Consider the following 16,529-nt stretch of genomic DNA (forward strand, 5'->3'; position numbering starts at 1 on the left):
ACGAGACCCCCGGCCGCAGCGGCCGGGGGTCTCGTCGTTCCTGGACCGTGACGCGGAGGCAGCCGCCGTGGCGGCGCCTGCCCGGCGTCAGGTGCCGGGGATGGACTGCTGGGCCTGCGCGACCTCGCGCGTCAGCTCCGCCTTGAGCGGAGCGACGGCCGAGGCGTCGGGGTAGAGGTCGAGCGACGCCAGGTGCTGCTTGGCCTCGAGGGGACGGTCGGCCAGCAGCGCGGCGTGCACGAGCGCGCGCGCGACCTCGGGGGCGTGCTCGCGGGGACGCCAGTGCCCGACGCCGAGGTTGAGCGCCTCGACGGGCTGCCCCGCCTCGGACAGCAGCGCGAGCGCCTGCGCGAGCGCGAGCCCGGACGGGTCGCGCTCGGCCGCGGTCGTGAGCCGCCGGATGGTGCCCTCGTGGTCGTCGCGGACCGAGAGCCGCGCGAGCTCCACGAGCGGGTACCAGGCGCGGGGGTTGCCGGCGAGCTCCTCCCCCAGGGCCCAGACCGCCAGATCGGCGGCGTGCTGCCGCTCGTGCTCGGCGTTCGGGGCCGTCAGCGGGTCGTCCTCCGGCACGGACTCGGCGGCGCGGCGGCGGACGATCTCGGCGAGCGCCTGGAAGGCCCGTTCGTTGTTGGGGTCGTCGCTCAGCATCGACCGCAGCGCGTCCTCGTGGAGGGTGTCCCCCCGGCGCGAGGCCGTCGTCGGGCGGCGCGCCCCGACCCGGGAGGCCGAGGAGGGTCGCCGCATGAGCTGGCGCAGGCGGGGCAGGAGAGCCATGGCGCGACCTTATCCGTTCTGCCCCGTCCGCACCCGTTCTGGGAGCGCCCCCGCCGTTCGACGACGCGCGACGGCTTTGTCGACTTCCCACAAGCCCGCCGCCTATGCTCGCGGCCATGGCGACGTCTCCGAGGACGCCGGCGGCGCGCACGCCCCGCCGCCGCGGCACCACCCCGCAGGCCGGCGCGGCGGCCCCCGTCCTCCCCCCGGCCGGAGCCGACCAGAGCGAGACGCAGCGCCGCGTGCGCGAGGGCGCGGGGCTGCTCGCCGCGGCCGCGATGCGCCGGCTCGACGCCGACCTCGAGTGGTACCGCGCGCTGCCCGCCGAGGACCGGTCGTGGGTCAACCTCGTCGCGCAGGCCGGCATCACGGCGTTCATCTCGTGGTACGCCGACCCGACGCGCCCGCCGCACGGCGTCGGCGAGATCTTCGCGGCCGCGCCGCCCGAGCTGACCCGGTCGATCTCGTTGCAGCACACGCTGCAGCTGGTCCGCGTCGTCGTGGACGTCGTCGAGACGCACTCCGACCGGCTCGCGGCGCCCGGCGCCGAGCGCGAGCTGCGCGAGGCGGTCATGCGGTACTCGCGCGAGGTCGCGTTCTCGGCCGCCGAGGTCTACGCGCGCGCCGCCGAGGTGCGCGGCGCGTGGGACGCGCGGCTCGAGGCGCTCGTGGTCGACGCGCTCGTGCGCGGCGACGGCGACGACTCGCTGCGCTCGCGCGTGTCGGCGCTCGGGTGGAGCGGACGCGGCTCGACGCTCGTCGTGGTCGGCACGGCCGCCGCGCACATGGACGAGGTGCGCTCGGCCGACCTGCGGCGCGCGACCCGCCGGTCGGCCGACGACGCGCTCGTCGGGATCATGGGCGACCGCCTGGTGGTGTTCCTCGGCGGCGAGGGCGACCTGCGCGCCGCCGCGATGTCGCTGCTGCCGCGGTTCGGGCCGGGACCCGTCGTCATTGGGCCGCTCGCGCCCGGGCTCGCCGAGGCGACCCGGTCGGCGCGCGCGGCCCTCGCCGGGCTCGCGGCCGCACCGGGCTGGGAGCAGGCGCCGCGGCCCGTGCTCGCCGACGACCTGCTGCCCGAGCGCGTGCTCGTCGGTGACGACGACGCACGACGTGCGCTCGTCGAACGGGCCTACACGCCGCTCGCCGCGAGCCAGGGCTCGCTGCTCGAGACGCTGTCGGCGTACCTCGGCGCGGGGCGCTCGCTGGAGGCCGCCGCGCGCACGTTGTACGTCCACCCCAACACGGTCCGCTACCGGCTCAAGCGCGTCGCGGACGTCACGGGGTGGGACCCGCTGGACGCGCGGGAGTCGTACGTGCTGCAGACGGCCCTGGCCGTCGGGCGGCTCGACGCCGCCGCGGCCCCCTGAGCCCCGCGCCCGCCGGAGGCGTGCCGCGACGCGGCCTTTGTACAGGTCCGACAAGCACGGGACCCGAGGTTGGTACGTGCCGTGACCGGGTGACGGCGCGCGCCCACGGCACAGTGGTCGGGTGCTCGTCGTCGCCTGCCCCGGCCAGGGGGCCCAGTCCCCCGGCATGCTCGTCCCGTGGACCGAGGTCGACGGCTTCGCCGACTCCCTCGCGCGTGCGAGCGACGTCGTCGGGGTCGACCTGCTGGCCCACGGCACCACGTCCGACGCCGAGACGATCCGTGACACCGCGGTGGCCCAGCCGCTGCTCGTCGCCACCGCGCTCGCGAGCCTGCGCGCGGTGCTCGGCACCGACGCCACGACCGACCTCGCACGGCTCGCGCCCGCGTCGTTCGACGTCGCCGCGGGCCACTCGGTCGGCGAGCTCGCGGCCGCCGCGGCCGCGGGCGTCCTGACCGACGACGACGCGCTGCGGCTCGTCGCGGTGCGTGGCGCCGCGATGGCGCACGCGGCCGCCGCGACCCCGACGGGCATGAGCGCCGTGCTCGGCGGCGACCCCGACGAGGTGCTGGCGCGGCTCGAGGCGCTCGACCTCGTGCCCGCGAACGTGAACGGCGGCGGGCAGGTCGTCGCCGCGGGGGCGCTCGACGCGCTCGCCGCGCTCGGCACCGAGGCCCCGGCGCGTGCGCGCGTCGTGCCGCTGCAGGTCGCGGGCGCGTTCCACACCCGCTACATGGCGCCGGCCGTCGACGAGCTCGCCGCGGCGGCCGCCGCGGTGACGCCGCGCGAGCCCGTGGTCACGCTGCTCGGCAACGCCGACGGCGCGGCCGTCACGAGCGGCGCGGACGCGCTGACCCGCATCGTCGGCCAGGTCGCGCGCCCCGTGCGCTGGGACCTGTGCCAGGCCACGCTGCTCGAGCTGGGCGTCACGGCGCTGCTCGAGGTCGCACCCGGTGGTGTCCTCACCGGGCTGGCGCGACGTACGCTGCCGGGCGTCGAGACGCTCGCGCTGAAGTCCCCCGCCGACCTCGACGCCGCGCGCGACCTCGTGCGTCGGCACGCCGGCACCACCGCACAGGAGAGCCAGTCGTGACCCGTCCGACCCTCACGCAGTCCACCGGCCCCGCGCACACGCGCATCCTCGGACTGGGCGGTGTGCGCGGCGAGCGCGTCGTGCCCAACGACGAGCTCGTGGGCCCCATCGACTCGTCCGACGAGTGGATCCGCCAGCGCACCGGCATCGTCACGCGTCGTCGCGCCGAGGCGGGCACCGACGTGCTCGACCTCGCCGAGGGTGCCGCGCGCGCCGCGCTCGAGAACGCCGGGCTCACGGGCGCCGACATCGACGCCGTGATCCTGTCGACCGTCACGTACTTCCACCAGACGCCCGCCGGCGCCGCGATCGTCGCGGACCGCATCGGCGCGACGCCCGCCGCGGCGTACGACATCTCGGCCGCGTGCGCGGGCTACTGCTACGGCATCGGCCAGGCCGACGCGCTCGTGCGCGCCGGCACGGCACGCAACGTGCTGGTGATCGGCGCCGAGAAGATGAGCGAGTTCGTCGACCCGACGGACCGCACGATCTCGTTCCTGCTCGGCGACGGGGCCGGCGCCGTCGTCGTCGGCGCGTCCGACACGCCCGGCATCGGCCCGACGATCTGGGGCTCCGACGGCGGGCAGGCGCAGGCGATCCGCCAGACGCACTCGTGGCTCGCGACGCGCGACGAGGGCGCCGGCTGGCCGACGCTGCGCCAGGAGGGCCAGTCGGTCTTCAAGTGGGCGGTGTGGCAGATGGCGCCCGTCGCGCAGAAGGCCATGGACGCCGCCGGGATCGCCCCCGAGGACATCGAGGCGTTCATCCCGCACCAGGCGAACATGCGGATCATCGACCAGATGATCAAGCAGCTCAAGCTGCCCGACTCGGTCGTCGTGGGCCGCGACATCGCCGACACCGGCAACACGTCGGCCGCGTCGATCCCGCTCGCGGCCGAGCGGCTGCTGCGCGAGGGCCAGGTGCCCTCGGGCGCGCTGGCCCTGCAGATCGGCTTCGGCGCGGGCCTCGTCTACGCCGCGCAGGTCGTCGTCCTGCCCTGACCCGTGACCCGGGCGGACGGCGCACCGTGCGCCTGTACCGTTCAGCACGTCCCTGCACCACCTGACACGAGGAGACCCCCGATGGCGCACAGCGAGCAGGAGATCCTGGCCGGCCTGGCCGAGATCGTCAGCGAGGAGACCGGTCTGCCGACCGACGCCGTCCTGCCCGAGAAGTCCTTCACCGACGACCTCGACATCGACTCGCTGTCGATGATGACGATCGTCACGCTGGCGGAGGAGAAGTTCGAGGTCCGGATCCCCGACGACGAGGTCAAGAACCTCGCGACCGTCGGCGACGCCGTGAGCTTCATCGCGAGCGCCCAGGCCTGAGCCTGCGCGCCGCACCTGCGGCCACGGGCGGTGCGCCGGCACCCCTGCCGTGCGCACCGCCCGACCCACCCGAGGAGAACCCCCATGAGCACCGTCCCCGAGGTCGTCGTCACCGGCCTGGGCGCCACCACGCCGCTCGGCGGTGACGTCCCCAGCACGTGGCGCGCCGCGCTCGCCGGCGAGTCCGGCGCCCGCCCGTTCGACAACGACTGGGCCGAGCGCTACGAGATCGGCGTGTCGTTCGGCGCGACCATCAAGGTCACGCCCGACCAGGTGCTCACGCGCCCCGAGATCAAGCGCATGGACCCGTCCGCGCAGTACGCCGTGATCGCGGCGCGCGAGGCGTGGGCCGACGCGGGCGCCCCCGAGGTCGACGGCGAGCGCCTGGGCGCGGTCGTGTCGTCGGGCATCGGCGGCATCTGGACGACGCTCGACGCGTGGGACACCCTGCGCGAGAAGGGCGGCCGTCGCGTGCTGCCCATGACCGTGCCGATGCTCATGCCGAACTCCCCCGTCGCGTACGTCTCGCTCGAGCTCGGTGCGCGTGCGGGTGCGCACGCGCTGGTCTCGGCGTGCGCGTCCGGCGCGGAGGCGATCGGCTACGGCGTCGAGATGATCCGCTCGGGCCGCGCCGACGTCGTCGTCGCCGGTGGCACCGAGGCCACCATCCACCCCATGCCGATCGCCGCGTTCGCGGCGTCGCGCACGCTGTCGTTGCGCAACGACGACCCGACCGGCGCCTCGCGGCCGTACGACGTCGACCGTGACGGCTTCGTCATCGGCGAGGGTGCGGGCGTGGTGGTGCTGGAGTCGGCCGCGCACGCGGCCGCCCGCGGTGCGCGCGTGTACGCGCGCATCGGCGGCGTCGGCCTGTCGGCCGACGGCTACCACATCACGTCCCCCGAGCCGTCGGGCGACGGCCAGGTCCGCGCGATGCGCGCGGCCCTCGCCGACTCGGGCGTCGCCGCGCGCGACGTCGTGCACGTCAACGCGCACGCGACGTCGACGGTCGTCGGCGACCTCATCGAGGCCCGGTCGATCCGCGGCGTCCTGGGCGACGACGCCGACCACGTGGCGCTCTCGGCCACCAAGTCGATGACGGGTCACCTGCTGGGCGGCGCAGGCGCGCTCGAGACGATCTTCACGGTGCTCGCCGTGCACGACCGGCAGGCGCCCCCGACGATCAACGTCGAGAACCCCGACCCCGAGCTCGTGCTCGACCTGGTGCGCGGCACGCCGCGCGCGCTGCCGGACGGCCCGATCGCGGCCGTCAACAACTCGTTCGGGTTCGGCGGTCACAACGTCGCGCTGGTGGTCACCTCCGCCTGACGCCGCATCGCCGCACGCTCACGTCGCCCCGTCCGCGCCCTGGCGCAGGCGGGGCGACGTGCTCCGGGTGGCACCTCGGCGGTGCGGTCAGCCCACGCGGTGCAGCCAGCGCACGGGCGCGCCCGCGCCCGCGTAGCGGAACGGCTCGAGCTCGTCGTCCCAGGCCTGCCCGAGCGCGAGGTCGAGCTCGGCCCGCAGCCGCTCCGGGTCGCCCGCGTGCTCGAGGGCCGCGCGGATGCGGTCCTCGGGGACGACGACGTTGCCGTGCACGTCCGTCTGGGCGTGGAAGATGCCGAGCTCGGGCGTGTGGCTCCAGCGGGAGCCGTCGACGCCGACGCTGGCCTCCTCGGTCACCTCGTACCGGAGGTGGGCCCAGCCGCGCAGCGCGGACGCGAGGCGCGCTCCCGTGCCGGGTGCGCCCTGCCAGGACAGCTCGGCGCGGTAGAAGCTCGGACCGGCCGGCTGCGCGGTCCAGTCCATGCTGACGCGCACTCCCAGCGCGTTGCCGGCCGCCCACTCGACGTGGGGGCACAGCGCACGCGGCGCGGAGTGCACGAAAAGGACACCGCGGGTGACGGCACCGGCCATGTTGTCCTCCCAGTGGGCTCGAGGGTCGCCTTCCCCAACGACCTCGTACCCCGACAGGAAGCGTCGACGGCACAGCACCACGCACGCGGCGTGCAGGCACAGGATGCCTCATGCGTCCCCGCAGGTCCAGCGGACGCGCGGGACTAGAGCTGCTCGCGGATCGCGCGCATCGCCTTCTTGCGCACGGACCGCTCGAGGCGGTCGAGGTAGAGCAGCCCGTCGAGGTGGTCCACCTCGTGCTGGAGGCACCGCGCCATGAGCTCGACGCCCTCGACCACGACCTCCTTGCCGTCGAGGTCGGTGCCGACGACGCGCGCGTACCAGGCGCGGTGCGTCGGGTACCACAGCCCCGGCACCGAGAGGCAGCCCTCGTCGCCGTCCTGGTACTCGTCCTCCGACAGCTCGACGATCACGGGGTTCAGCACGTAGCCGATCTCGTCGTCGATGTTCCACGAGAAGGCGCGCAGGCTCACGCCGATCTGGTTGGCCGCGAGCCCGGCGCGACCGTCCTGGTCCACCGTCTCGAGCAGGTCCTCGACGAGCGAGCGGACGCGGTCGTCGATCGTGGTGACGGGGTCGCACGGGGTGCGCAGGACGGGGTCGCCGACGGTGCGGATCTCACGCAGGGCCATGACCCGATCCTTTCACGTCGCGCGGGCACGAGGCGCCACGCAGCGGCTCTCGCGGCGCGGTGCGCACGAGGCGCTGGACACAGCACGACGCCGGTGGTGACCAGGTCACCACCGGCGTCGGGACGTGCGGTGCGTCGTCGTCGGACGACGCGGGGGTCACTCCCCGGCGCGCTGCTGCGGGACGCCCGTGAGGAGCTGACGCACCTCGGCCTCGTGGAAGCGGCGGTGCCCGCCCAGCGTGCGGACGGCGGAGAGCTTGCCGGCCTGCGCCCAGCGCGTCACCGTCTTGGGGTCGACGCGGAACAGGACCGCGACCTCACCCGGCGTGAGCAGCGCGCCCTGCGTGAGGGGGGCGTCGGTGGCAGGCGTCTGAACAGCCATGGGTGGTGCTCCTTCGTCGTTCGGTAGCTCGGCTGACCCCGTGGGCCCCGTGGCTTTGCGTCCCCACCTTGCGGCGGGTTTGCCGTTTGTCGCTGACGAAGGACGACTATGCCCGAAACTGGACAAGCGTGCAAGAACCGGAGCCCGCCGGATCTGTCCCGGAGCGGGTGAAACGTCACAGGCGGCCGAAGCGGGCCCTGACCGCGCAGTAACCACCGAACGCGACGAGCCCCAGCGCGACCAGGACCAGCAGCACCGGACCTGCCGGGGCCTCACGCAGCGCCTGCAGCGCACCGTCGAGCCCGGACGCCTCGTCGGGGTTCGCGTGGAGCGCCGCCACGACGAACAGCACCCCGACGACGCCGAGCGCCACACCCTTGGCCGCGTAGCCCACGACCCCCGCGGTCCGTGCCACGCGTCCGGTCGTGCCGCTCGGCAGCCGCTGCAGGTCCTCGAGGAACTTCTTCGCCAGACCCTTGTAGACGTGGTACGCGCCGACCACGACGACGGCGACGCCGACCGCGCCGACCAGCACACGCCCCGCGGGCGCCTGCATGAGCTGACCGGTCATGCTCGTGGTCTGGCCGCTGCTCGAGGAACCGCCACCCTGCACCACCGAGAACGCCGTGCCCGCGAGCACGAGGTACACGACGGCCTTCGCCCCGCACTTCACGCGGTCGGACGTCTCCCCCGCCGCCCCGCTCAGCGCCGCCGCAGCCTGCCACGCGCCCAGCGCGACGAACGCCACGACCGACACCCACAGCACGAGCGCCCCGAACGACGTCTGCGCGATCTGCTGGAACGCCCCCGACTGGTCGGCGCTGCCCTCGCCCGAGCCGAGCGCGAGCTGCAGCGCCAGCACCCCGATGAGGACGTGCACCAGACCGCTCGCCGCGTACCCCGCGCGCGCACCGACCTCCCACGCGTGCTGACCCGACCTCGCCGCGACCGTGGACATGCGACCTCCCTCGCTGCGGGCTCCCCCACCCGTGCCGGCCCGCGCCGGACGCCCGCGGCGATGCTCGCAGCGGTCGGCCCGCTCCGCGACCGGAACGCCGCGAACCGGGCGCGAGCGCTCCCCTCGGTAGGCTGCCGCCTGCGGGCCAGTAGCTCAGTCGGTCAGAGCAGCGGACTCATAATCCGTCGGTCGTGGGTTCAAGCCCCACCTGGCCCACCGCGCTGACTGTGTTGTTCCGGCTGATGCTGGACGTTGGATGTTCGGCTGAGGGTTGACGGGGTTCCGGTTGAGGGTTGACACCGGTTCCGGTTGATCCTTGACGCTCTTCCATGAGGGAGATGAGCGTGGCCGAGCAGCGGTACAAGGCGGTGTCGGCTGTCATCGCGGATGGTCGGACGATCACCGAGGTCGCAGCGTCATGGGGCATCTCGCGCCAGACGTTGCATGTGTGGCTGGCCCGGTACGAGGCCGGAGGGCTCGAGGCGTTGGTCGACCGGTCGCACCGGCCGGTGTCCTGCCCGCACCAGATGGATCCCGACGACGAGGTCGCGGTGCTGGAGATGCGACGCACTCACCCGGGGTGGGGTCCGGTGCGGATCGTTCACGAGCTGGCCCGGCGCGACATCGTGGTCTCACGCTCGGGGGTCTACCGGGCGCTGCGCCGCGCTGAGCTCATCGTGACCGGTGGGCGACGTCGGCGTGATGAGCACTGGCGTCGCTGGGAGCGCGGTCGGGCGATGGAGCTGTGGCAGATGGACGTGGTCGCCGGGGTGGTGCTCGTGAACGGGACCTCGACGAAGTGCCTGACCGGGATTGACGACCACTCCCGGTTCTGCGTGTGCGCGAGGTTGATGCCAGCTGAGCGCACCCGGTTCGTCTGCGAGGGGCTGAGCGACGCGTTGGACCAGCACGGCGTCCCCGAACAGATCCTGACCGACAACGGCAAGGTGTTCACCGGCCGCTTCAACCATCCGCCGGTCGAGGTGCTCTTCGACGCGATCTGCCGGCGTAACGGCATCGAGCACCTGCTGACCCAGCCCCGATCACCGACCACCACCGGGAAGATCGAACGGTTCCACCGCACTCTGCGCACGGAGTTCGGCACTTCTCGGCAGTTCGCGACCTTCGCCGAGGCCCAGGACGCACTCGATCGGTGGGTTGCCTTCTACAACACCGACCGGCCGCACCAGGCCATCGCCATGGCGACCCCCGCAGCAAGGTTCGCCGGCGCGGCCCACCGTGAGCGAGCCCCCGAGCCCGACCGCACCGGACCGCAGTGGGTCGCCCGCAAGGTCTCTACCGTCGGCGTCGTCTGCGTGTCATGGCAGCAGGTCTCGGTCGGGGTCCACCGCGCAGGCGAGCGCTGCGATGTCCTGGTCGGTCCGGACACCTTGCAGTTCTGGGTCGGCAACGAGCTGCTGCGCACTGTCCAGCGCACCAGCACCGGTCCCGTCCGCAACAAGCGAGCCCTGGGAGGTGCACTGACCAAGACCCGACGAGCACACTGACGACAACGTCAAGGATCAACCGAACCCGAACCGTCAAGCATCACCCGGAACCCAACAGGCCCACCGCGCTGACCTGCACGTTCGCACGCCGCCACCGGATTCGCGGGCGCCTCGTGCAGCAAAACGTGCAGCAGCGGAAGCCCCTCAGGTCGGTGAACCCACGCGCCGATGTCCCAGGTCATGAGCGACTCCCCGCGCACGAAGGCCGACCGGTCCATGCCCGTTCCGCTGGGCGTCGGCATCGCACTGGTGCTCGTTGGCGCACTCGTCGGACCCGGGCCGCTGCGCCTCGTCGGGTCCGTCGGCGGCGTGCTCGCGATCGCCTACGGCGTCGGTCAGCACCTGCGCCAGACGCGCGACCCCGAGGCCTGACGCACAACCTCAGGGGTGTGTGCGTCGTCGAACGGACCCTTTGCGCCGCGTAACGCGCTCGGTGGGCACCCAAGCGAGCCACGGGCCACGCCCGGGGACGTCCTGCCGAATGCACACCGCACCGCGCGCAGTCGCGAGGACGTGCACCTCGAGCACTCACGCGCGCCGTCCCAGAGCTCGACGTCCGCGAGCGCTGGTACCGGCGGGTCGACGACATGCCGGGGGCCGGCGGGCTCGCCGTGATTGACGGCCCAGCGGCAGCAGTCCGGGTGGCCGGGTGGGATGCGCACGAGGACCACGGTCGCGCCGGGGTGCGACAGGCACGCCAGCGCCCTCGTCGGGTGGAGTCCGCTGATCCGCATGGGTGGACCTGCGCCCGATCGTCAGGCAGGCGCATGACCAGCCGCTACGGTTCTCGGCGTCCGTTTTGCTCTGTTTGCAGGGGGTGCTGGTGACGACGTCCGTCGTCGACGACCGTCAGGTGGGCACTGCGCCACTGCGGGAGTGGTGGCAGGTCTGGGCGGAGCGGCGCGCGCAGTGGTGGGCGGAGCGACCCGTGCTGGCTCAACGGTGGACACGGGTGCGTGCGGTCGGGCCATGGGCCGCGTTGGCGTGGGCGGCCGGGTTGTTCGTGTTCGTCCCGGACGTGCGCCTGTCAATGCGCGCGTGGCTGGGGTGCGTGTGGGTAGTCGTGGCGTGGTGGGCCCTTGCGCGGACGAAGACGTTGACGTGGACCGGGTTCATGCGGTTCTTCGCCGCGTGCATTCCGTGGTCGGTCGCGATCGGCCTGATCTCGACGTGGCTCGCCAGCTCGGCGCTGAGCGCGGCCGTGCGGGACGTCGGCCCCTCGATGGGGATCGCCTCGATCACCGAGGAGACCCTCAAGCTCGTACCTGTCGCGCTGGTCGCGATGCTCGCGCCGCGTCGAGCGTCACGGTTCGCCGCGGTCGACTGGCTGCTGCTCGGCCTGGCGTCCGGCACCGCCTTCCTCCTGGTCGAGGAGAGCCTGCGGCGCCTCACATTGAGCATGGAGCCGCAGAGCCTCCTCGGTCGACTGTTCGAGGCGATGCTTCCTCGTTCCGAGGGGCTCCCGCCGGACTGGACGACGTTCCGGCCGTGGCCTCCGCTGCCGACGGACTGGGCACAGGCTGGTCGCGGCTTCGGTGGACATGGCGTGGTCACCGCGATTGTCACGGTCTCGTAGGTCTGGTGCTGGTCGCGCTTCGGCACGTTCGGGGCCGCTCGGACCGTGCAGCGCAACTGGTGCGCGCCGGTGCGGTGACGGTGCCGTTCGTGGCGCTGGTCGTCGCGATCGCCGACCACGCGGCGTACAACGGCGGCGGCGGGCTCAACGCCCCGGACGGAACGCCGCGGTGGTTGGATCCCGCCACGACGAACGTGCCATGGTGGATCCGCGCACCGTGGTCGCTGTTCGGCCATGGACACTTCCGCCCGACCGTGCTCGTCGTGCTGGCCGTCGTCCTGCTGCTGCTCGACGGCGCGCGCCTGGCGCGGGTGCCCGCCGCGACGCTCGACCCTCGCCCTCGACCCGGATGGATCGACCGCGTCACGGGCGCACTGGCCGCGACGACCCGGCGGTGGCCCGCTGCGCTGCGCGCACTGCCGGCACGGTGCGCGTTCGCCGTGCTAGGCACCGGATGGGTCCTGGCGCGTGACTGGCGCACCGCCCTGGCCGGGTTCGCACCCGAGCCCGGGCAACCGCACCTGGCGGCCGTCCGGCAGGGCGCCTCGCTCCTGGCCGGTCAACGCGCCGCTCGTGAGCTCGGGTACGCCGAGCTCGCCGGCCGCGTCGACGTGCGCACCCGACGGTGGATCGCGGGCGTGGCGCTGCTCACGCTGCTGGCCGGAGCGTTGGTGCTCGCGCCTTTCACCGCGCAGGGCCTCGAGCGCACCTACGACCTGTTGGGCTGGCTGGCAGGGGTCATGGCCGCCGTCGCCTCGTGGTGGGACGGCCTGTCACCGGCCCAGAAGACAGCGATCGGCTTCGGTGTCGGAGCGCTGCTCGCCCTGACCCCGCTCGGGCTGGGCGGCGCCCTGTTCACCACGGGTGCCCTGACGTGGGCGATGGACAAGCGCGAGGGCATCGCGACCTTCGCCCAGGACCCGAGCACCGCCACACGCGACTACCTGACCACGACCCCACCGTCCCAGATGGCCATGGACGGCGTCGCGTTCGTGTTCACGTTCCTCCCAGCTGGCGCCGGAGCCGCCACAGGCACCGTGATGCGCCCCGCCCTGCGCGAGGCGGCCTGGGCGCTACGCCACCACCCCGGCGAGCTCCTCGACAGCATCGCCGCACGCATCCGCTGGCAGCTACGCCACGCCGACGAGGACATCGGCGCCGTCGTCGTCCAGTCCAAGCGCCTGCCAGGTGACCCGGCCTCTGTCGGCTGGGCCACCACACAGCAGTACCGGACGACCTTCGAGCGCGCCTACCCCGAACTGCCGATGCAGGATCTCGTGATCCACCACGCTGTCGAGCAGCAGGTCATGCGGCGATACCCCGGGCTCTTCGACAGGTACGAGCTCCACTCGATCGAGAACCTTCGCGGCATCCCCACCCACTTGAACCGCGACATCCACCTCGTCCGGATCCGTGAGCTCTGGGACGACTTCTACGACGCGTTCGCCGACGCTGGGCGCCCGCCCACCAAGGCGGAGGTGCTTGGGTACACGACGAAGATCGATGATCTTCTCGGTCACCACTTCATCCCGAGGGAGCGTTGATGCACTGGATCAAGCCAGAGGTTGCTGGCGGGCTCGGTGAGGGATCGGACTACGACGTCGCTCGTGAGCCCCAGCTCCTGGGCGACCTGTACTTCGAGTTCGCTGACTGGCTCGGAGACGACATCGTGTCGACGTCGGGGTTCTGGCTCGTCACCGACCGGCTCGCTGATGCCTTCCGAAGCGCTGGGCTGACCGGCTGGGAGTTGGGTGTCGTTCACGTCTCTCGGTCGGAGGAGCTCGCGCGGCGCAAGCCTGATCTCGAGCTGCCGAACTGGAACCGTCTGCTCCCCACCGGCACTGAAGGTGACGACATCCTCCTGGTCCGTCGGGTGTACCTGTGCGTCAGCGAGCGCGCTCTGCAGGTCCTCCGCGGTTTCTCGATCGAGCACGCACGCGTCCGCGACGTCTCTGCCATCCCACCGCCGATCGTGTAGCGCGCCGTGCACCCCGCCCCCCGCGGCGTCACGGCCCCGGACGCCCCGAGGTGCTGCCCTACCGCGAGCGCCCCGCCAGGCGACGCCGGGCATGACGCTGCGACAGCCACTGCCGGGAGCGTCGGACCGACCACACTCCGTTCGAGTGCGGATCGAACAGCTTGTGAGGGTTTCATGACGATCCTGAAGTTCGGCCCCGCCGCCGCATGGCCGCGCGACATCGTCCGCTCAAGCGCTCGCGCCCTCGTGCCGATGGCAGGAGGACAGCAGGAGCACCGCGACGTGAAGGCCTGGGCCGCCTCGCTGCGCTCCGGAGGCCTGTCGCCCGGGAGCGTGCAGCGCACCGTGCACCTGCTCTCTGCGTCGCTCAACGCCGCCGTGGAGGCCGAGGTGCTGCCGGCCAATCCCGCCGCGCGCCTGCGCCTTCCGGCGCCCGCGCCGTCGGTCGAGCGCTACCTCACGCACGAGGAGCTCGACGACGTCGTCGCGCACCTCGACGGCGTGTGGCGGCAGATGGCGATCCTGCTAGCCGGCACCGGCATGCGGTGGGGTGAGACCGCCGGGCTGCACCGGGGCCGCGTCGACGCCAAACGCGGCTTCATCGAGGTCGCCGAGGTCTCGTCCGACGCCGAGGGCGCGATGAAGCCGTTCCCGAAGGGCAAGTGCCCCCGGCAGGTCCCGATCGCTCCGTGGCTCGAGCTCGGCGCCCCGCGCCGCGGCGCGTGCACCCTCGGCGACGGGCACGACGTGTGCCGCGGTCCGCTCGTGCTCACGAGCGCATCCGGCACCGTGCTCGACCTCGACAACTTCCGGAAGCGGTGGACGGCCGCGTGCAGGGCCGCCGGCGTGGGGCGCGTGCGTGTGCACGACCTGCGGCACACCTACGCCTCGTGGCTGCTGCAGGCCGGGGTCCCGCTGGCCGAGGTCGGCCGGCTCCTGGGGCACCAGTCCCCGTCACCACCCAGCGGTACGCGCACCTCGCCGAGGTGCCGTCGACGGCCGTCCTGGCAGCGCTCGGGGACCGCGGGCGTGCAGCAAACGTGCAGCAGAGTGCTGCATCACAGGACACCACGACGCACCGCCGCGCTCATCTACGGATCGTCGGAAACGGCACTTGACCTGCACGAACACACCATCGGACATCACGACGCACCACAGGGCAGCACCCCCTGTCGTGCTCTCATCATCCGTCGGTCGTGGGTTCAAGCCCCAACAGGCCCACCGTGACCGCATGCCCGCGCGACCGTCGCGCGGCGCGGAGCACCGGGACGCCCAGCGCCCAGGCCAGCAGGCCCAGCGCGGCGAACGCCGCGCCGAGGGCAGCCGTACCGGTCCAGCCCGCGACGGCGTGGGCCGCCGCGGTGGTGGTGGCGCCGAGTGCGGAGCCGAGCGAGTAGAAGACCATGTACGCGCCGACGACGGTCGCCGTCGCGTCGTCGCGGCCGTCGGTGAGGACGTGCTGGTTGCTGACGTGGACCACCTGGACCGCGAGGTCGAGCAGCACGACGCCGAGCGCGAGCAGGAGCAGCGAGCGCGGCAGCTCCGCGATGAGCACCCAGGAGGCGACCAGGAGCGCGAGGGCGACGCCCGTGGCGTGGTCGGCGCGCCCGCGGTCGGCCCAGCGGCCCGCGCGCGCCGCGCCGAGGGCGCCGGCGAGGCCGGCGACGCCGAACAGCCCGACGGCGGTCTCGCCGAGGTGCCAGGGCGCACCGGCGAGCGGGACGGCGAGCCCGCTCCAGAGCGTCCCGAACGACGCGAAGAGGAAGAACGCCACCGTGCCACGGCTGAGGAGGACCGGGTCGCGGAACGCGCCGGCCAGGCCGCGCAGCGCCGCGCCGTACCGCGGCGGGGGGTCTCGCGGGTCGGGCGGGAGCACGCGCGGCACCACCAGGGCCAGGACGAGGGACACGGCGGCGAGGACCACGTAGACGGCGCGCCAGCCCCACGCCTCGGCGACCAGGCCGGCGACCACGCGCGAGCCGAGGATCCCGACCACGACGCCGGACGTGACGGCGCCGATCGACCGCCCACGGTCGGTGGGCGAGGACACGCGAGCGACGTACGCGACAGCGCTCTGGACGACGACGGCGAACAGGCCCGCGAGCGCGAGGCCCGCGAACGCCACCCACGCGGCCGGGGCGGCGGCGGCGAGGCCGAGCCCCGCGGCGAGCGCGAGCAGGTGCGCGGCGACGAGCCGCCGGCTGTCGAGCACGTCGCCGAGCGGGACGAGCAGGACGAGCCCGGCGAGGTAGCCGAGCTGCCCGGCCGCCACGACCCAGCCGACCTCGCCGGGGGCAAGCCCGAGGTCGTGACCCATCGGCGCGAGCACGGGCTGCCCGGCGTAGACCCCGGCGACCGCGACCCCGCAGACCACCGCGAGCAGCGATCTCGTCCGTGCCGTCACCCTCGCCCCTTCGGTAGCATTGTGAAACCAACGCACCGTAGGCCCGATCAGTTGCAGATCGCAACTTTGAAGGAGTGGTCATGCCCGCCCACGCTGCACCCCCCGTCTGGACGGACGCGGCGTGCCCGGTGGCCCGCGCCGCCGACCTCGTCGGGGACCGCTGGAGCCTGCTGGTCGTCCGCGACGCGATGGACGGCGCACGGTCCTTCACGGAGCTCCAGCGCCGGACCGGCATCGCGCGCAACATCCTCAGCGACCGGCTCCGGCGGCTCTGCGCCTTCGGCGTCCTCGCGCAGGTCGACGCCCCCTCCGGCAGGCGTCAGGTGTACGAGCTCACGGTCGCCGGCAAGGACCTGTTCGGCGTCGTCGTCGCGCTCCGGCAGTGGGGCGAACGGCACGCCTTCGCCGACGGGGAACCCCGCTCCACGCTGGTCGACGGCCACGGCGAGCCGGTGCCGCGGCTGATCCCGACCGACAGCCACGGGCAGGAGCTGACCTGCGACGACGCGCGCGTCGTGCACGTCCGGCCCCCCGCGTGACCACCGCGCCCGGACCTCCCGGCAGGTCTCGCCGCGCGCGCGGCACCACGCGCACCTAGCCTCTCGCC

18 protein-coding genes, 1 tRNA gene and 1 riboswitch are annotated in these 16,529 nt (G+C 73.6%); of the genes, 13 read left to right on the forward strand and 6 right to left on the reverse strand.

Annotated features, from left to right (window positions below; all coding sequences use genetic code 11):
* Positions 1–87 precede the first annotated feature (87 nt).
* Complete coding sequence (locus CS2_RS01855) at positions 88–774, reverse strand: hypothetical protein (protein WP_070318656.1); 687 nt, start codon at positions 772–774, stop codon at positions 88–90.
* A 116-nt stretch (positions 775–890) separates the two neighbouring features.
* On the opposite strand from CS2_RS01855, the gene CS2_RS01860 reads away from it, so the two are divergent.
* The 5 genes from CS2_RS01860 (at position 891) to CS2_RS01880 (ending at position 5,897) form a co-directional block, all read left to right on the forward strand.
* Positions 891–2,144 (forward strand): PucR family transcriptional regulator, encoded by a 1,254-nt coding sequence (locus CS2_RS01860; protein WP_046530607.1) that lies wholly within the window; start codon positions 891–893, stop codon positions 2,142–2,144.
* 121 nt (positions 2,145–2,265) lie between these two features.
* A complete protein-coding gene (locus tag CS2_RS01865) occupies positions 2,266–3,237 on the forward strand; it encodes an ACP S-malonyltransferase (RefSeq protein ID WP_070318657.1) in 972 nt (323 codons plus the stop codon).
* Complete coding sequence (locus tag CS2_RS01870; protein WP_070318658.1) at positions 3,234–4,238, forward strand: beta-ketoacyl-ACP synthase III; 1,005 nt, start codon at positions 3,234–3,236, stop codon at positions 4,236–4,238. Before CS2_RS01865 ends, CS2_RS01870 begins: the two co-directional genes overlap by 4 nt.
* Before the next feature lie 81 nt (positions 4,239–4,319).
* A complete protein-coding gene (locus CS2_RS01875; RefSeq protein WP_070318659.1) occupies positions 4,320–4,568 on the forward strand; it encodes an acyl carrier protein in 249 nt (82 codons plus the stop codon).
* Positions 4,569–4,652: 84 nt separating this feature from the next.
* Entirely contained in the window at positions 4,653–5,897 is a 1,245-nt protein-coding gene (locus CS2_RS01880; protein WP_046528619.1) for a beta-ketoacyl-[acyl-carrier-protein] synthase family protein, read from the forward strand.
* An 87-nt stretch (positions 5,898–5,984) separates the two neighbouring features.
* Here CS2_RS01880 and CS2_RS01885 read toward each other — a convergent pair whose 3' ends face one another.
* The 4 genes from CS2_RS01885 to CS2_RS01900 all read right to left on the reverse strand — a co-directional run bounded on the left by CS2_RS01885 (position 5,985) and on the right by CS2_RS01900 (position 8,456).
* Complete coding sequence (locus CS2_RS01885; RefSeq protein WP_046528620.1) at positions 5,985–6,485, reverse strand: DUF3145 domain-containing protein; 501 nt, start codon at positions 6,483–6,485, stop codon at positions 5,985–5,987.
* A 143-nt stretch (positions 6,486–6,628) separates the two neighbouring features.
* Positions 6,629–7,117 (reverse strand): peptide deformylase, encoded by a 489-nt coding sequence (def, locus tag CS2_RS01890; RefSeq protein ID WP_046528621.1) that lies wholly within the window; start codon positions 7,115–7,117, stop codon positions 6,629–6,631.
* A 156-nt stretch (positions 7,118–7,273) separates the two neighbouring features.
* Positions 7,274–7,498 (reverse strand): BldC family transcriptional regulator, encoded by a 225-nt coding sequence (locus tag CS2_RS01895; RefSeq protein ID WP_046528622.1) that lies wholly within the window; start codon positions 7,496–7,498, stop codon positions 7,274–7,276.
* Positions 7,499–7,517: 19 nt separating this feature from the next.
* A riboswitch (cyclic di-GMP riboswitch) is annotated at positions 7,518–7,592 on the reverse strand.
* Positions 7,593–7,673: 81 nt separating this feature from the next.
* Positions 7,674–8,456, reverse strand: a complete 783-nt coding sequence (locus CS2_RS01900) for a DUF1206 domain-containing protein (RefSeq protein WP_070318660.1) — start codon at positions 8,454–8,456, stop codon at positions 7,674–7,676.
* Positions 8,457–8,598: 142 nt separating this feature from the next.
* Between CS2_RS01900 and CS2_RS01905 the strand changes: the two genes are divergently transcribed.
* From CS2_RS01905 to CS2_RS01935, 7 genes are all read left to right on the forward strand, one after another.
* Positions 8,599–8,672 (forward strand) — tRNA-Ile (locus CS2_RS01905).
* A 113-nt stretch (positions 8,673–8,785) separates the two neighbouring features.
* Positions 8,786–9,964, forward strand: coding sequence for an IS481 family transposase (locus CS2_RS01910; protein ID WP_070318661.1), 1,179 nt, complete (start codon positions 8,786–8,788; stop codon positions 9,962–9,964).
* 180 nt (positions 9,965–10,144) lie between these two features.
* The gene (locus CS2_RS01915) at positions 10,145–10,336 is read left to right on the forward strand and encodes a hypothetical protein (protein WP_156441947.1); all 192 of its coding nucleotides are present in this window, start codon (positions 10,145–10,147) and stop codon (positions 10,334–10,336) included.
* A 364-nt stretch (positions 10,337–10,700) separates the two neighbouring features.
* Positions 10,701–11,540, forward strand: a complete 840-nt coding sequence (locus CS2_RS01920; RefSeq protein WP_070318663.1) for a PrsW family intramembrane metalloprotease — start codon at positions 10,701–10,703, stop codon at positions 11,538–11,540.
* A gap of 5 nt (positions 11,541–11,545) precedes the next feature.
* Positions 11,546–13,084 carry a hypothetical protein gene (locus CS2_RS01925; RefSeq protein ID WP_156441948.1) on the forward strand — a complete coding sequence of 513 codons (1,539 nt, stop codon included), beginning with the start codon at positions 11,546–11,548 and terminating at the stop codon, positions 13,082–13,084.
* Complete coding sequence (locus CS2_RS01930) at positions 13,084–13,518, forward strand: hypothetical protein (protein ID WP_046528627.1); 435 nt, start codon at positions 13,084–13,086, stop codon at positions 13,516–13,518. Before CS2_RS01925 ends, CS2_RS01930 begins: the two co-directional genes overlap by 1 nt.
* 174 nt (positions 13,519–13,692) lie before the next feature.
* A complete protein-coding gene (locus CS2_RS01935) occupies positions 13,693–14,745 on the forward strand; it encodes a tyrosine-type recombinase/integrase (protein ID WP_070318665.1) in 1,053 nt (350 codons plus the stop codon).
* Here the strand turns inward: CS2_RS01935 and CS2_RS01940 are convergent.
* On the reverse strand, positions 14,702–15,922 hold the full coding sequence (locus tag CS2_RS01940; RefSeq protein ID WP_156441949.1) for an MFS transporter: 1,221 nt from the start codon (positions 15,920–15,922) through the stop codon (positions 14,702–14,704). The two genes, CS2_RS01935 and CS2_RS01940, sit on opposite strands and share 44 nt — an antisense overlap.
* Before the next feature lie 80 nt (positions 15,923–16,002).
* Here CS2_RS01940 and CS2_RS01945 point away from each other — a divergent pair, with 80 nt between their 5' ends.
* A complete protein-coding gene (locus CS2_RS01945) occupies positions 16,003–16,461 on the forward strand; it encodes a winged helix-turn-helix transcriptional regulator (protein WP_070318666.1) in 459 nt (152 codons plus the stop codon).
* The last annotated feature ends 68 nt before the right edge of the window (positions 16,462–16,529 follow it).

Source organism: Cellulomonas iranensis NBRC 101100 = JCM 18110, assembly GCF_001552375.1.
Classification (GTDB): domain Bacteria; phylum Actinomycetota; class Actinomycetes; order Actinomycetales; family Cellulomonadaceae; genus Cellulomonas; species Cellulomonas iranensis.

Excerpts from the sequence above, each read along its gene's own strand:
- CS2_RS01855 (WP_070318656.1), bottom strand. The coding sequence starts at position 774 with ATGGCTCTCCTGCCCCGCCTGCGCCAGCTCATGCGGCGACCCTCCTCG.
- CS2_RS01860 (WP_046530607.1), top strand. The coding sequence starts at position 891 with ATGGCGACGTCTCCGAGGACGCCGGCGGCGCGCACGCCCCGCCGCCGC.
- CS2_RS01875 (WP_070318659.1), top strand. The coding sequence starts at position 4,320 with ATGGCGCACAGCGAGCAGGAGATCCTGGCCGGCCTGGCCGAGATCGTC.
- CS2_RS01880 (WP_046528619.1), top strand. The coding sequence starts at position 4,653 with ATGAGCACCGTCCCCGAGGTCGTCGTCACCGGCCTGGGCGCCACCACG.
- CS2_RS01885 (WP_046528620.1), bottom strand. The coding sequence starts at position 6,485 with ATGGCCGGTGCCGTCACCCGCGGTGTCCTTTTCGTGCACTCCGCGCCG.
- def (WP_046528621.1), bottom strand. The coding sequence starts at position 7,117 with ATGGCCCTGCGTGAGATCCGCACCGTCGGCGACCCCGTCCTGCGCACC.
- CS2_RS01895 (WP_046528622.1), bottom strand. The coding sequence starts at position 7,498 with ATGGCTGTTCAGACGCCTGCCACCGACGCCCCCCTCACGCAGGGCGCG.
- CS2_RS01900 (WP_070318660.1), bottom strand. The coding sequence starts at position 8,456 with ATGTCCACGGTCGCGGCGAGGTCGGGTCAGCACGCGTGGGAGGTCGGT.
- CS2_RS01910 (WP_070318661.1), top strand. The coding sequence starts at position 8,786 with ATGAGGGAGATGAGCGTGGCCGAGCAGCGGTACAAGGCGGTGTCGGCT.
- CS2_RS01915 (WP_156441947.1), top strand. The coding sequence starts at position 10,145 with ATGAGCGACTCCCCGCGCACGAAGGCCGACCGGTCCATGCCCGTTCCG.
- CS2_RS01930 (WP_046528627.1), top strand. The coding sequence starts at position 13,084 with ATGCACTGGATCAAGCCAGAGGTTGCTGGCGGGCTCGGTGAGGGATCG.
- CS2_RS01935 (WP_070318665.1), top strand. The coding sequence starts at position 13,693 with ATGACGATCCTGAAGTTCGGCCCCGCCGCCGCATGGCCGCGCGACATC.
- CS2_RS01945 (WP_070318666.1), top strand. The coding sequence starts at position 16,003 with ATGCCCGCCCACGCTGCACCCCCCGTCTGGACGGACGCGGCGTGCCCG.